Annotated in this window: 9 protein-coding genes; 8 read left to right on the top strand and 1 reads right to left on the bottom strand. The window is 54.9% G+C overall.

The genetic code is table 11. The annotated features are described in order from the left end of the window. Positions 1 to 188: 188 nt before the first annotated feature. From PVA48_RS11355 to PVA48_RS11365, 3 genes are all read left to right on the top strand, one after another. A complete protein-coding gene (locus tag PVA48_RS11355) occupies positions 189 to 4,877 on the top strand; it encodes a sugar-binding protein (RefSeq protein ID WP_423231753.1) in 4,689 nt (1,562 codons plus the stop codon). Between the two features lie 86 nt (positions 4,878 to 4,963). After that, the gene (locus PVA48_RS11360) at positions 4,964 to 5,869 is read left to right on the top strand and encodes an RHS repeat domain-containing protein (protein WP_423231754.1); all 906 of its coding nucleotides are present in this window, start codon (positions 4,964 to 4,966) and stop codon (positions 5,867 to 5,869) included. Positions 5,870 to 6,114: 245 nt separating this feature from the next. Next, positions 6,115 to 7,245, top strand: coding sequence for an SEL1-like repeat protein (locus tag PVA48_RS11365; protein WP_418378925.1), 1,131 nt, complete (start codon positions 6,115 to 6,117; stop codon positions 7,243 to 7,245). Positions 7,246 to 7,462: 217 nt separating this feature from the next. Here PVA48_RS11365 and PVA48_RS11370 read toward each other — a convergent pair whose 3' ends face one another. After that, positions 7,463 to 8,767, bottom strand: a complete 1,305-nt coding sequence (locus tag PVA48_RS11370) for a tyrosine-type recombinase/integrase (protein WP_423231755.1) — start codon at positions 8,765 to 8,767, stop codon at positions 7,463 to 7,465. 301 nt (positions 8,768 to 9,068) lie between these two features. On the opposite strand from PVA48_RS11370, the gene PVA48_RS11375 reads away from it, so the two are divergent. The 5 genes from PVA48_RS11375 to PVA48_RS11395 all read left to right on the top strand — a co-directional run bounded on the left by PVA48_RS11375 (position 9,069) and on the right by PVA48_RS11395 (position 14,035). Next, positions 9,069 to 10,037: a phage capsid protein gene (locus PVA48_RS11375; RefSeq protein ID WP_102731745.1), complete on the top strand. Its 969-nt coding sequence runs from the start codon at positions 9,069 to 9,071 to the stop codon at positions 10,035 to 10,037. Between the two features lie 26 nt (positions 10,038 to 10,063). Further along, on the top strand, positions 10,064 to 10,312 hold the full coding sequence (locus PVA48_RS11380; protein WP_423231756.1) for a hypothetical protein: 249 nt from the start codon (positions 10,064 to 10,066) through the stop codon (positions 10,310 to 10,312). Beyond that, a complete protein-coding gene (locus tag PVA48_RS11385) occupies positions 10,294 to 10,518 on the top strand; it encodes a hypothetical protein (RefSeq protein ID WP_423231757.1) in 225 nt (74 codons plus the stop codon). The genes PVA48_RS11380 and PVA48_RS11385 overlap by 19 nt, the downstream gene beginning before the upstream one ends. A 269-nt stretch (positions 10,519 to 10,787) precedes the next feature. Continuing rightward, positions 10,788 to 13,013 (top strand): hypothetical protein, encoded by a 2,226-nt coding sequence (locus PVA48_RS11390; RefSeq protein ID WP_423231758.1) that lies wholly within the window; start codon positions 10,788 to 10,790, stop codon positions 13,011 to 13,013. Beyond that, positions 13,013 to 14,035 carry a hypothetical protein gene (locus PVA48_RS11395; RefSeq protein WP_423231759.1) on the top strand — a complete coding sequence of 341 codons (1,023 nt, stop codon included), beginning with the start codon at positions 13,013 to 13,015 and terminating at the stop codon, positions 14,033 to 14,035. Before PVA48_RS11390 ends, PVA48_RS11395 begins: the two co-directional genes overlap by 1 nt. Position 14,036 lies beyond the last annotated feature (1 nt).

A 14,036-nucleotide genomic window follows, 5' to 3' on the forward strand; every position in this document is an offset into this window, starting at 1 on the left:
AAATCCATTATTTTACAAAATATCCAACGTTATGCTATCACACCCCATGAATTGCCGAGGGAGATAACCCACTGCACTTTTTTTTCTGTTTATTTCTCCCGGAAAGGTCCCTGGCAGCCGCCAGCCTTCCGGGCATTTTCCAGGGCGGCTGCACTATCATATCAACATCAACAAATTAAATTAAAATCATGAAAACAAATAATTCCATGAACATTCAGAACGGAGTTTCCTCCGTTCCCGTCTACCAGAGGTGGTATTCCAGCCCCAAAATGGTTCAAGCAGCCCGTGGAAGAGCCATGGTTCTGAATGAGGAACCCGAACCTGAACCCAAACCCTGGCATGTTATCTGGGATTTCTCCTCTTCCGGCAGCTACTATAAGGGAGGGCCGTCCGACAGCGGTGATCATATGGAGACCGTTGATTTCTCTTTTACGGTACCCTCCGCCCCCGTTCCCGAGCCAACAACGGAGAATCCTGTCCCCGAATCCCCGGAACCGCTGGAAGCGACGTGCAACATGACCCTTACCGTGGATGACTGGGGCAAGATGTCCGTAGGGGAACAAACCATCGACATGACTTCTGGAGGAGAAGGCCCGCAGGGAGGACATGCCAAATGGACCCAGGAAAGCGGTGAGTTCACCTTGAAATCCGGTGAATACACCTTGCATGTGGAACAGAGCAACATCGACTACGATCCCAAGGAAAAAAACCTTTCCATCTGCGATTACGATCTTAAAGCCTATATAGACAAGGAAGGCCCCGCTACCGCAGGCGGTAAGAAAAAGCCAACCTGTGATTGTTGCAATTTTGATGGTCAAGGAGGGGGCTGCCCTCCGCCCCCGGCAGGAAGATCAAGGAGCCTGGCTTCCGTTTTTGGGAACACTTCCTCCGGAGGTGAAAACGCACAGGCAATCAGCGACGCTTCCCTGATGTACTGGGGGGCTGACTTCGGCCATTTCCGCGGGCTGGGCGGCATTTCCACCGGCTCCATTGAGTTGCTGGCGACCGATTCCACCGATGGGCTGAACCATCCCCATGCCCTCTGCTACGACTCCATGCTGGCAAGCTTCCTGGATATTCCGGAAGTCGGCATTGTGGCTGGAGGCACGTTTGATATTGTCACGGGAGCCGGGCGTGTTTGCGTTCAATGTGAAGTGGACAGGGAAACGCTGACGATCGTCGGCGAGTTTACGTCTTCCGGGAACCGTGCCTTCTTCACAACGGTGGACGGTGTTTTGTGCGTCCAGTGGATGAAGACGGACAAGAGCGTTGCCGTGTATAACGCCAGAACCGGAGCCCTTGTTTCCTACACGACCAGGTGGGGCAATATTTACACAGCCGAGCAGATTGGCGCCTATCTGCGCGTCAACAGGGACAGTGCAGGAGACCTCCTCCAGGTATGGAACCTCTGGGACGGCCTGCTCAACATTGAAGCCGTCACGGCTGACGGCTATACGATTGCCCTTTACACTCCTTCCCAGATTACCGGGCAGGATGAACAGGGGCTTTACACTGTTATGGGACAACCGTTCAAGAAGTTCGTGATGGCCGGAGATGCCGCCACGGGCCGTTTCTCCGTCACCGAACAGACGCCGGGAAGGCTGGATTTCAAAACGGAATGGTGGCTTAATGGCAAAGCTTGGAACATGGCGCAGGGAACGGATGCTGAAGCCATCGTGACCCGCCGGACGCGGACGGAACTGGAGAAAGATACCTGGCAGCTCGTTACGGCGGTTTCCAGGGGAGAAGACGGAGCTGCCGCCTCCCATGTCTGCGAAGTGTACCAGACGACGGCTTATGGCGACCTGCTTCTTACCAAAGTGGATGGCTATGGCAGCGATCTTGCACAGACGACCATCTATGAATACGACTACTACGGCAGGAAGAAGAAGGAAACGCGCCCGGATGGAGGCGTATGGGAATGGTCCTACGACATGCTGGGACGCCTGACGCTGGAAAGGCAGCCCTGGTGCGGCGGCAAATCCCAGGACACGACATACCGGTATGTGACCGGGGATGGAGACAGCGAAGTAAGCAGCGATGTTGCCGAAGAACGCCGCCTCATGCGCGACGGTTCCAATAACCCCATTGAATTGTGGAAGAAAACCTACACGTACAGCCAAGCCGATCATGTCAGGCGCGTGGAAATCCGCACGACCGCTCTTGAGACGGAGACCGTCCAGCTCGAAGTGCAGGAAACGTGGCTGGGGAGCGCTCCCAACAGCTACGCGCAGGGCCGCACCAAGATGACCCAGGCCGTCAATGGCGTGCAGACCCATTATGAATATGCCGCCACGACGCAGCATGGAGCCGCTTATACGGAAACGCAGGAAACCCGCGTCAACGGAGAAGTGGTTCCGGGATTGAGCGTCAGAAAAGTCTCCTTCATTACCCCTCAGGGCAATACGGTGAGGGAAGAAAGCCATGTACTGCTTTCCGACAATACCTGGACGCTTACGGACAGCGCGGACTATGAATTTGACACAATGAACCGCTGGACGAAGCGCACCCGTGGCAACGGGCGCGTCTCCGAACAGGAATCCATCTGCGACGGACGCATCCTTTGGGAAAAGGATGAAGACGGCGTGCGGACAGACTACGGTTACGACAGTGCGAGGCTGCTGGTTGAGACGATCCGTTCCGCTACAGCGACAACTCCGGAAACCATCGTCAGTTACACGAAGGATGCCCTGGACCGGGCCACTGCGACTCGGACCGACACTGGAGCCATGAGCGTCGCCACGGAAACGGCCTACGACCTGCTGGGACGCATCACCAGCGAGACAGACTCTCTGGGACGGATAACCACTCACAGCTACAGCGCGAATGGCCTGACGGAAACCGTCACGACTCCCATGGGAGGAACGCTCATCACCCAGCGCCATGCGGATGGAACGATCCTGCGCCAGCACGGGACGGGCCAGCAGGACCTCAAGTTTGAAACCGATATGGCAAGCGACGGCCTCCGCGTGACAACGACCGTTCTCAACGGGACGGCGCGCGTTGTCCGGGGACGCGTCATTACGGACGGCTTCGGCCAGCAAATCCGTGTGGCAACGGTGCATACGAGGAATGGAAGCAATTACCGCCATCTGACTTACAACGCCAAAGGCCAGCTTGTCCGCGACCAGCTTGAAACACTGGCTCCCACCCTGTATGAATATGATTCCTTTGGCAACAAGACGAAGGAAACCGTCGCTCTTTCCGATGAACCGACCACGCTCAATTCACGGGTTATGGAATATACCTACACCCGTGAACAACGGGAAGAGGGCGTCTACGGACTTGTCACGACGACGGAATACGCAGCGGAAGGCACGCCCATTGTCCGGAAGGAAGCTACGCTGGTTTCTTCATTGAACCCCGTGCTGGAAAGCAAGGTGGTTACGACGGACGCCAGGGGGCATGACAGCGCCGATTGGACGGAATACGGGGAACCTGCCGCCAGGGTGCGGAAAGTGACCCAGCCCGGAGTATCGGATGCAGCCGTGATTCATACCGTGGACGGTTTTACCACCACTGTGACCGATTATGCAGGAATTTCCACCAGCCAGAGCCACTCCTATACGGCCCAAGGCATGACGATGGCCTATACGGACAGCCGCGGCAATACCACGACGGAAGTGTACGATACAGCCCTGCGCCTCCTTTCCGTGACGGATGCCGCGGAAAACAGCACGTCCTATGCCTACGGGCAGCCGCTGGACCAGCCTACCTGCATCACCGACGCCATGGGCAAGACGGCTTGTTATGCCTATGACGCCAGGGGACGCAAGGAGGCCGAATGGGGAACGGCGATTCAGCCAGCCGTGTTCTCTTACAACGATGCGGACCAGATCACCGGCCTGACGACGTTCCGCGGTTCCTCGGAAGCTATCACGACTGATCCGCGAGAACGAACGGATGGAGACATGACGGCCTGGACTTACAACGCCGCTACGGGGTTGCCCACCCGCAAGACTTATGCGGATGAAACCCACGAGGACACAAGCTACGATACGCTCAACCGTGTTTCCACCTTTACGAACGGAAGAGGAAACGTCATGACGCGTAGCTATGACGTCCTGACCGGGCTGCTGACAGGCGAGACTTATGGCGACGGCACTCCCTCCATCACGGCGGCCTATAACCATCTGGGCCAGCTCACCGGCATTACCGATGCCAGCGGGACGCGCATCTTCACCTACAACCAGTACGGGGAAGTGGAAGGGGAAAGCACGCTGGGACTTGTAGAAAGTTCCCTAGCGGCAGTGAAGGACGCCTACGGGCGAGCTTCAGGCTACAGCCTGCAATACGGAGGCAGTACTGTTCTGCAAACGGGCTGGGGGTATGATTCCGCAGGAAGGCCTTCCACGGTTTCCCTCAACGCGGTGGCGACTCCGTTTACCTATGGCTACAATGCCGCCAACGGATTGCTGGAGACGCTGAACTATCCCAATACGCTGAAGAGATGGTACACGCTGGAAGAGAAGCGGGACCTGGTGGTCAAGATGGACTACCTGCGCCCAGGAAGTCAGAACTACCCGGCCAAGGTGGATTACACGTATGACGCACTGGGACGCCCGGCGACGAAGAAGGATTATTTCAATACTCCTACTCCGGATCTTGTTCATACCTACACTTACAATGACCGCAGTGAAGTGATTTCCGATTCGTTGGGCAGCGGCAGAAGCTATAGCTACCATTATGACAACATGGGCAACCGGACCACATCCCTGGAACATGGCAACATGGTCATCTATGTAACCAATCCGCTCAACCAATACACGTCCGTCCGTCCTCACGTCATCATCAACTCCATTCCCGATGCGGCACCTGCCTCCCTGCCGGGAGAATTTTCCCGGAATATGATGCAGACGGCAACGAGACCCTGGTAAAAACCGCAACCGGAATTTGGACGGTAGCTTACAACGCTCAGAATCAGGCTACAGCCTTCACCAAGGACACTAAACGCATTGAATGCGTGTACGACTACCTGAACCGACGTGTAGAGAAGACCGTCTACGACGGGAACACGTTGGTGTCCAGGAAGCGTTTCATCTACGTGGGCTATTTGCAGGTAGCGGAACTGGACGCCACCAATGAGACGGAGACGGCCTCTCCCATCCTGCGCAAGACCTATCTGTGGGACCCGATGGAGTCCGTAGCGACTCGCATCCTTGCCATGAGTGTCTTTGACGAAGCCGGTGTTTATCAGGAAGACCTGTACTACACGCACGACTTGCTCAAGAACACGACGGCCTTGTTCGGCATCCAGGGAGGAAGGCGCGCCTTGTATGAATACAGCCCCTATGGAGACATCATCAAGATGGAAGGAAACGCGGCGGAGATCAATCCGTTCCGATTCTCCAGCGAATATCTGGATGACGACCTTGGGCTGGTTTACTACAATTACCGCTACTACAACGTACTTGATGGACGCTGGATCAACCGCGATCCGATGGCGGAAAATGCCGGGTTCAATCTCTACTGCTTTGTAAGTAATAAGTTGTCGATAGATTATCTTGGATTAATTGAGCTTGATAATGTCTTGAAGCAACTTAAAGAAAGACTGGAGAAGAAGGCTCGGGCAGAAGCCCAGCAGAGATGTATTGCATTTTGTAAAAAGCATGCTCCCAAAGGAACTCCGGATGAAGTTTGTACCCAAATCGGCAAAGATCTGGAAAAGAAACTGGAAGAAATTGCCATGATGATCGCCAAAAAGGCGGAAGATAGTTTGGGGAAGACTACTTCAAAAACTGGAGGAACAGATAAGGGAAAAGGTGGCGGTGATGGCTCTGGAGACCAAGGGACTAAAATTAGTTTCACTGGCACTTTTACACACCCTATCGGAAATTCTGGATGGGGGGATCTGCAACTGGTACCGTGAACATAGGTTCAAACGGGATTACGACAGGAGGAAATGTCAGCCCAGTCCAAGGAGCCATCCCAAGCGTTGGGTTCGGGGCAAGTGCCAGTGGTTCTTTTGGCAGTAGAGGTGGTTCATGGAGGGTTGGTGGAAATGTTAACATTCCAACTAATGGAGGACATGTAGGATATACGTTTTTTGGAGGGATAAGTATTACTTTCTAAAAAATGCTTGATATTTTGGTGTTATGATATATGTATATCGTAATGTCAAATTATCCTGATGCTATTCCATTTCTTAATCTCCCTTCTCTGTTGAAGCGAAGGGAGATTAAATTTTATATATATAACATATTTGCATGTCTTTTTTTGACTTCGGTTGCATATCCTTCCCAGGAAGCGGCTCTTCCTTCTGCCATGTCTCAGACATCTTCTTGTTCTAGTATTGCGCAGATAGATTCAATAAAAAAGTCGGCTCAACAGGGAGATGCTAAAGCCCAGTGTAATCTTGGAATCATGTATTCACAAGGACAGGGGATTGCAAAAGATGATAGGGAAGCATTCAAGTGGCTTTCAAAAGCTGCGGAGCAACAATATGCTCCGGCTCAACTTGAGCTTGGCGTGTTGTATTCTCAAGGTCGAGGGATTAAAGAAGACTTGAGAAAAGCATTTGAATTGTTTTTTTCTGCGGCCCAGCAACAATGTGCTCCGGCTCAGTACAATCTGGGCGCTTTTTATGAAAAAGGAACAGGAGTGGAGCAAAATTGGAAAGAAGCCGTGAAATGGTATACTGCTGCGGCCCTGCAGCAGTTTGCTCCAGCGCAACACAATCTTGGAGTATTGTATGCGCAAGGTCAGGGCGTTGAACAGGATTGGCGGGAAGCTTTCAAGTTGTTTTCTGCTGCGGCTAGGCAACAATATGCTCCGTCCCAAAATAATCTGGGTACTTTGTATGTCCAGGGAAAAGGAGTTGAAAAAGATTTAAAAGAAGCGGTCAAATGGTTTTCCCTTGCGGCTCAACAGGGATTCGCTGATGCCCAAAATAACTTGGGAATGTTGTATTTTCAAGGAAATGGTATTCCCCAAAACGCTCAGGAGGCTGTGAAATGGTTTTCTGCCGCGGCTCAACAAGGGCATGTGGATGCTCAATATAACCTGGCATGGATGTACCAGGAAGGCTCCGGAGTAGAACAGAATGATCAGGAGGCATTCAGATGGTATGGAAGAGCGGCCAGATCAGGGAATGCTAACGCGCAATTTCGATTGGGTGTGCTTTATCAACTAGGAAGGGGAACGGAAGAAAATGAGGCAGAAGCCCGGAAGTGGTTGGAAAAAGCGGCCCAGCAAGGGCATGAGCAAGCCCGGGATTTGCTTAAACTACTTGATAACCCTTTGTAGAGATAATTTTACATAAGCGTCGAATTAGAATATCAATGAGAGATTGGTATCATTTTCATGGTGGATTTTCTTGGAATAAATCAGTAGGATTAGGGACTGTTTCCCTGTCTCTCCATGAATATGCCTCTTCATTGCTTGCTGCTCCAGACGCCGGGAGAACTCCTGGAAGGTGAAAAAGACTTCCTCCGGCTGGGGTATGCCGTGGAAGCCTTTCCTTTCATGCAGGACGCCTCCTGCCTGGATGATGCGGAACCGGAAGAACTTCCGCTGCATGCCTATGCCCCCGGCTGGCGCCATGGCGACCTGCCGGAGGTCCGATCCCGCCGTGCTTCTCTGGTCCGGATGCTTGCCGATCCCCGCTGGCAGAAGGAGGATCATGCCCGACAATGAACCGGCACAAGTCCGCAGGAACATTCGCCAGACGCAGAACAGTAACTGCCGTTGCGCGCAGACTGTGGAAACTCAGAGGTGCAAGTCTCCGCCTGTTTCCTTTCGCTGCTGGAGGATTCTTTTCAATGTATCCGAATTTCTTCAGCAGAGCGTTGAATTCGATGGAAAGTTTGCTCGACGTATGATCCGCCTGCGCGTGACGCATTGCCGCTACCGGAAATACGTAATCGCTCGCACGGTTGGCAAGTCGTCTGTCCAGCACTTCCTTCAAAGGCAAGATGATGGGGTTGTTCATGTGTCTCTTGGTTTTTTGGGTCGTCATCGAAATGATTCCACCCTCCATGTCAATTTGCTTCCATTGGAGGGTAGCGATGTCGCCCAAACGCTGGCCTCCCGTATAAAGGCAGACGCGTATCATGTCGGGCCATTCTCCCGGCAGGATTTCGGTCAATCGTTGAGCTTCCTCGACTGTGAAAGCGCGCCTTTCGGTAGCATCGGCACGGTTGATCTTGCTGGGACGCACCCCCTTGAAAGGATTGTACGGAAAAAGCCGTTCGTTGACTGCCTGTTGAAAGGCCGCATTCAAACCGTATAGGTAAATGCTTACCGTCTTGGAACTCAGCAATTCCAAATATTTTTCCATGAACCTTTGCGCCTGGGCCTCCGTCACCGTGTCCAGGGGCATTTCCTGTTTGGGTCCCAGAAAGTCGAGAAAACACCGGATAGCCTTCCCGTAACGAAGATTGGCGCGTCGGTTGGGACGGTTCGCCAGCCATTGATGCAGATGATCCTTGACGCTGGGCATGTATTTTTTGTTTCGCAGGACGGACTTGGCCTTGTTCCCGGCGAGTGAAACGATAACATCGGCATTTAGAAGTGCCCCTTTTGCTTCCTTCTCCAGCTCTTCTGCAATGATGCGCGCCTGAAGTTCAGCTTCTTTCATGGCGGCGTTCTTCAATTTGCCTGGAGTAACCAAGGGAGTGATTCTTGATGCCGGTGGTACGAACCTTGAGTTTGCCTCCAACTCGGAAACAGGCGTACCAAGTGTCTTTTCTTTTGATAATTCCAGCCATAATGTTGTGGTGTTAGCGGTTTTGAATCTGCTATGCACCGAAAAGTCGATGTATAGCATAGTGCATAACAAAACCATGTAATAGGACTGAATATCACACAATCTGCTACCAAGGGAGGCCTTGTAAAATGAGGGGTTTGCAATAACCCCGAAGGCAAAAAATGGAGCGGATGATGGGTTTGTGATAAATTACAATCAGATATTTACGCCAATCTGTAACACTTTTGTAATGCCTGTATGACAAAAAAGATGCCTGCCGGGATGCTTCGATTTCAATAACCCTTCCGCGAATTGTCAAATCTACAACTGAATTGACACTCGGCAACTTGCAAAAGTCCTGTCCATGCCTCCTGATGGAGACATGCCAAATAATTACACCCTTCCCATCTCCGATCTTTATCAGGAGACTTACGACAACCAGTGGCAGGAGCAGATCCAGCAGGCTACTTCCCGCCTGGAACGCTTCTGCGTGATCAAGTCCGGCCTGACGGGCAAGCTTCAGGAGTTCAGCTTCGTGGGCACCACGGAATTGGACGAGAAGCAGGGGCGCATGCAGGACATTGTTCTGGATGAACTTGACTACTTCAAGCGCCGGATGCTTCCGGTGAGCTTCTCCAAGCACCTGGGCTACGATGAAGACGACGACATTTTCCTGCATGGTCTGGATGCCCCCGTCACCCAAACCATCAATGCCCTCAAGTATGCCGCGGCCCGCAAGATGGACGACGTACTGTTCGGCCTGAAAAAGCAGGGCGGCCTTTACGTTCCCTCCAAGGGCGGCATTTTCGGAACGGCGTTTGCCGGCAACGACGGCATGGACAAGCTGGAACTGCTGGCTGAAAATGTCGTGCCTGTCAACCACACCGGAAGCACGGCCAAGGAATGCCCGATGACGATTGAAAAGCTCAACCGGGGCATTACGCTCTTGCAGGAGAACGGTATCCTCGACGACGCTTCCAACGCCTACGGCGACCAGGTGTGCTGCGCCATCACTCCCCGCATGCGTGAAGCCCTGATCAATGACGAGCGCCTGCAGAAGACCGATTTCGGCTTTGCATCCCTTCGCAAGACCAACGGCGCCCTGGACCCCATCATGGGCATTCAGTTCGTCATTGCTCCCAATCTGCCGATTGACGAGGAAGGAAACATCATCTGCCCCATGTGGATGAAGAATTCCCTGTATTTCGGCTCCTGGAAGCAGAACAAGGTGACGGTGGAGAAGCGAACCGACAAGGAAGATACCATTCAGATCGGCCTCAAGACCATCATGGGGTCCACTCGCATGCGCGAAGAAGCCTTCCTGCAGATCAAGTGCAAGCCCCTTGTTTAAAACATTCAATCCTACATTAAATCATCATGGCAACGTATCAAACAACCATTGCTGAAAAACAGCTCGCCCTGGCGGACCGCATCGGTCTGCCAACAGTTCCGCAGCTTGCGGCCATCCATACCAGAGCCGGGGTCCATGTGGCTACGGCGGAATTCACGATGCCCGCATCCGTGGCGGCCGATGACCTGATCGCCATCTGCAATGTTCCCTGCGGCGCCCGCGTGCTCCCCAGCTTTCCCACATTATTTCCGAAGGTGTGGGGACGCTGCAGCTGACCGTAGGCACGCAGGACATGGCGGATGCTTATTCCGCCTCCCTGACCGTAACCGCGGCCGGAACCTACCAGCTGACGAAGGGTTCCCTGGCGGTTTCCGGCAAGCCGATGGATTCCACGACGATGCTTTATGCGAAGGTGGGCGGCACGCCGGCAGTAACCGCCGGCAAGAAGCTTGTCTTTGCCATTGCCTACGGCATTCAGTAATTCTTCCTCGTTGGTTTGTCCATAGGGCCGTCCCTGCAAGGGGGCGGCCCTTTTCGCTCTCCCGGCAAAAAGTAGTGACACTCGGCAACTTGCGCCAGCTTTCACCCTCCATTTATATTGGAAGGCAAATGAAGAGGATTTCCTTCAACGGGGGCGAGGTTTCGCCTGGGATTGCCGCGCGTCCGGATTTGGATGTATATCATCGGGGGGCGTCGGTATTGGAGAATGTGGATGTCTCCCAAACGGGTGGAGTTTCCCGCCGGCACGGCATGAAGAGGGTGATGGCCGCGCTGGAAGGGTCCATGATGGTGTCCTACGTGTATTCCGCCAGTGATCGTTATCTTGTCGAGGTAAGTCCAGCCCTGCTCCGCGTCTTGTCCGTCGATGGCGATGTGGTGGCTTCCCTTCCTTCCGTTTGGACGGCGGCCGACATTGCATCTCTGCGGCACAAGCAGGTCAACAGCATGCTGTTTCTGGCTTGTCCCTCACACGAGCTCATGGTTCTCAAGCGGGATGACGACGGCACGTTTTCCCTGGCTCCCTATGAGTTTAAGGCCCGCCCCTGGCGGTATGAGGAGTACCGGGATTTCCCGGTTCGGCTGACGCTGGATGACGGATGCTACAGGATTTCTTTCGGTGATCATTCCGAGGATCCCGATGCCGTCACCAACGAAGGGGACGTGATGCGCATCCAGGTGACGGTGCCCCAGCAGACCGGGTACAGTACAGGGGCGGTCATCCGCCAGGGCTGGGTGATTGCCAAGGCTTTTACCACGGCCAGTGCCTTCACCGCCGGCAAGAAGCTGTGCGTGAATGAGGGGAGTTACTGGTCCTGGTGGACATGCGACAAGGATTTCAACGGGGCAACCCACTACGTGGACGGCCTCACCTCTCCGGCGGATTACCCGGACCATTTCCACAAGGGTGTCATTTGCCATTCCAACACGATTACCTGCAAGGGCACGTGGAAGTTCTGGTGCAATAAAGAATGGTACGGAACCTACGCTATAGAGCGCCGCTATCCGGAAGAGGACTGGCAGCTGCTCGGTTCCTCCACTTCCAGGATTGGAGCGGCATCCAATTTACAGATTACCGGGGACGAGGCGGGCGAAGAATGCTACCTGCGCCTGATGCTCTATGAGTCCCAGCTTTCCAACGCTTCCGACCCCAGCCAGGGGTTCCCCGCTGACGCCTGCGGCAATAAGCTGGTGGTGGACGCCTACCGCAAGGACGTGGTGCTGCAGCTGCGTTCCGGCGCCCGTCCGGCCACCGTGCAGCGGTTCACGATTCCGGCAACTCCGACGCTGCGGCATTACCTGACAAGTACGGCATCCTCCATCAAGGCAAGCCGCGTGTGGGTGGATGATGTGGAGATGACGGGAGCTTCCGCCGTGCTGACGCTTGGCAAGGCCGGCATTGATGTGACGCCCAGGGGGATTCCTGCGGATGATCTCGCCGACGGGCAGACGGTCCGCTTTGGGTGGACGGAGCCACGCAAGACCGGGCGCATTGCCCTGGACGCCCGCGGGATGCGGACGGTTTACCTTCCTGCAGGAGCAAAATTTGACGTGAACCTGGGGGCGGACATCTACAACAGGGGACGCGGCGCGGTGGTCAAGCTGACGGCTTATTCCGCTGCGGATGTGCAGTACACAACGCTATGGGAGAGCAAGACAGATGTTTATACCACGCCTTCCAGCGGGTTTTATACATTTCGGATCACCCTCAATAATGGGAGCACCCTGGAGGCTGCCGAGTGCCAGGCCGAGCTTTCCGGCGTGGCTTCCGGCGTCGTCAAGCCGGAGGTCCAGGAGGATGCGCCCGCTCCGGCTTCCGTGTCCACCTGCGACGTGCTGCGCTTTTCTCTGCCCCTGGAGCCTACCGCCAAGGCTCATTTTTCCAAGTCCGGGGTGCCCTCCATCAAGGCGCTGGTGATGGATCAGGGCCGCTGGACGTTCCAAGGTTCTGTCCTCGTGGATGGAGATAACCTGGTCATCAAGCCCAAAGGGCTGACAACGGACGATCTGGTCAAAGGGCAGACTGTCCGTGTCGAGTGGGATGTGGCCGCCGAGAATTTTTCCATCGGAGCCAACCAGCAGACCGGCTCCCGATGGGTGACCCGGTTCTTGCCGGCAGGGACGGTCGTCAAATTGAAAGGGTACATCTGGATGTACGCCGGCCAGCGCAACGAGCAGGTCGCCATGGTCGGTAAGTATTTAAGTTGGACCCCCAACAGCGGTTCTCACAGCATTTCCACGCACACGACCCTTGCCGGTTCCTGGACGGTTCCGGAGGATGGCTTTTACCTGGTTTACCTCCCCTTTGTCAATGCGTTTTCCAGCGTCATCCAGTGGCCGGCGGCTTCCGCAGCGATTCCTGCTTGTGTAGGACACTTGGAGGGAGAGGTAACGGACTTGACGGCCTCCGCGGAGTATTCCTTGTGGGACAATGTGTCCACGATTCCGGAGGGCGTCCCCCATCCGGGGAGTCCCTGATGTGGAGTTTTGCCGCGTTCCGGGACGTCTACGGGTTCCCTTCTCTGGTGGATGTATTCCAACAGCGCCTTGTCCTGGCTGCCACACAGGCCCAGCCGCAGACGGTGTGGTTGAGCAAGACCGATGACCTTAACAATTTCGAGGTGGGCAAACAGGATGACAGCGCCTTGGCTCTCACGCTTTCCACGACGACGCAGAACCGGATTTGCTGGCTGATGGCCCAGTCCAGCCGCCTGTTGCTGGGAACAGCGGATGCCGAGTGGGCTGTTTCCGGTGGTCAGGGCGTGATGACTGCCACCAACGCGCGGGCGGACAACCACGGCTTTGTGGGATCCTCCGACGTTCCGGCCATGATGGCGACTGACAAGGTGCTGTATATTGAGCGCGGTGGTGGCCGCGTGTACCAGTACGGGTACGATTACGAGTCCGACGGGTACGTTTCCCGTGACCTGACCGTGTTTGCCGATCATGTGCTGGCCCAGGGCGGCGGCGTTACTTCCGGAGATTTCATGAGAAAGCCCCATCCGCGTGCCGTGATGACTCTGGCGGACGGCACGATGGCCTTGATGACCTACAATTCCATGCATCAGGTTCATGCCTGGCACCGGCACAGGACCGAAGGCAGGATGTCCAACGCCGTGGTGCTGCCCAACGGGACCGGGGAGGATTTGCTGTTCGTCATTGCGGAACGCGAGGACGGCCGGTTTATTGAGGTGTTTGACCCGGACGGCCCGTTCGTGGATGCAGGGAGCTGGGATTACACTTCTACCGTGGTGACGAACGCGCTGGATGTAGTGGAGTCCATGGGCAAGGACAGGCAGGCTGCAGCCGTGCGCGTATTTTTTGCTTCCGACACGGCGCCGGCGGGAATTGAGGTTTCCAATGACGGCTCCACCTGGGATCGGCTGGGAAAGACCAGGACGATGGAACGCGGATGGCATGAATTGCTCCCCGCTTCCCTGTGGCGGCGCGGCGTGCAGTTTGGCATCCGGGTTTCCGGGACCGCCCCCTTGAGTTTTTAGC

Origin of the sequence: Akkermansia sp. JRP_AM1 (assembly GCF_049262625.1) — a bacterium.
In the GTDB taxonomy this organism is placed as follows: Bacteria; Verrucomicrobiota; Verrucomicrobiia; order Verrucomicrobiales; family Akkermansiaceae; genus Akkermansia; species Akkermansia massiliensis.

What these genes read in the sequence shown, in the direction of transcription:
- PVA48_RS11380 (WP_423231756.1), top strand. Translation starts at nt 10,064, where the DNA reads ATGGCAACGTATCAAACAACCATTGCTGAAAAACAGCTCGCCCTGGCG.
- PVA48_RS11395 (WP_423231759.1), top strand. Translation starts at nt 13,013, where the DNA reads ATGTGGAGTTTTGCCGCGTTCCGGGACGTCTACGGGTTCCCTTCTCTG.
- PVA48_RS11355 (WP_423231753.1), top strand. Translation starts at nt 189, where the DNA reads ATGAAAACAAATAATTCCATGAACATTCAGAACGGAGTTTCCTCCGTT.
- PVA48_RS11375 (WP_102731745.1), top strand. Translation starts at nt 9,069, where the DNA reads ATGCCAAATAATTACACCCTTCCCATCTCCGATCTTTATCAGGAGACT.
- PVA48_RS11370 (WP_423231755.1), bottom strand. Translation starts at nt 8,767, where the DNA reads ATGCTATACATCGACTTTTCGGTGCATAGCAGATTCAAAACCGCTAAC.
- PVA48_RS11365 (WP_418378925.1), top strand. Translation starts at nt 6,115, where the DNA reads ATGTCAAATTATCCTGATGCTATTCCATTTCTTAATCTCCCTTCTCTG.
- PVA48_RS11390 (WP_423231758.1), top strand. Translation starts at nt 10,788, where the DNA reads ATGAAGAGGGTGATGGCCGCGCTGGAAGGGTCCATGATGGTGTCCTAC.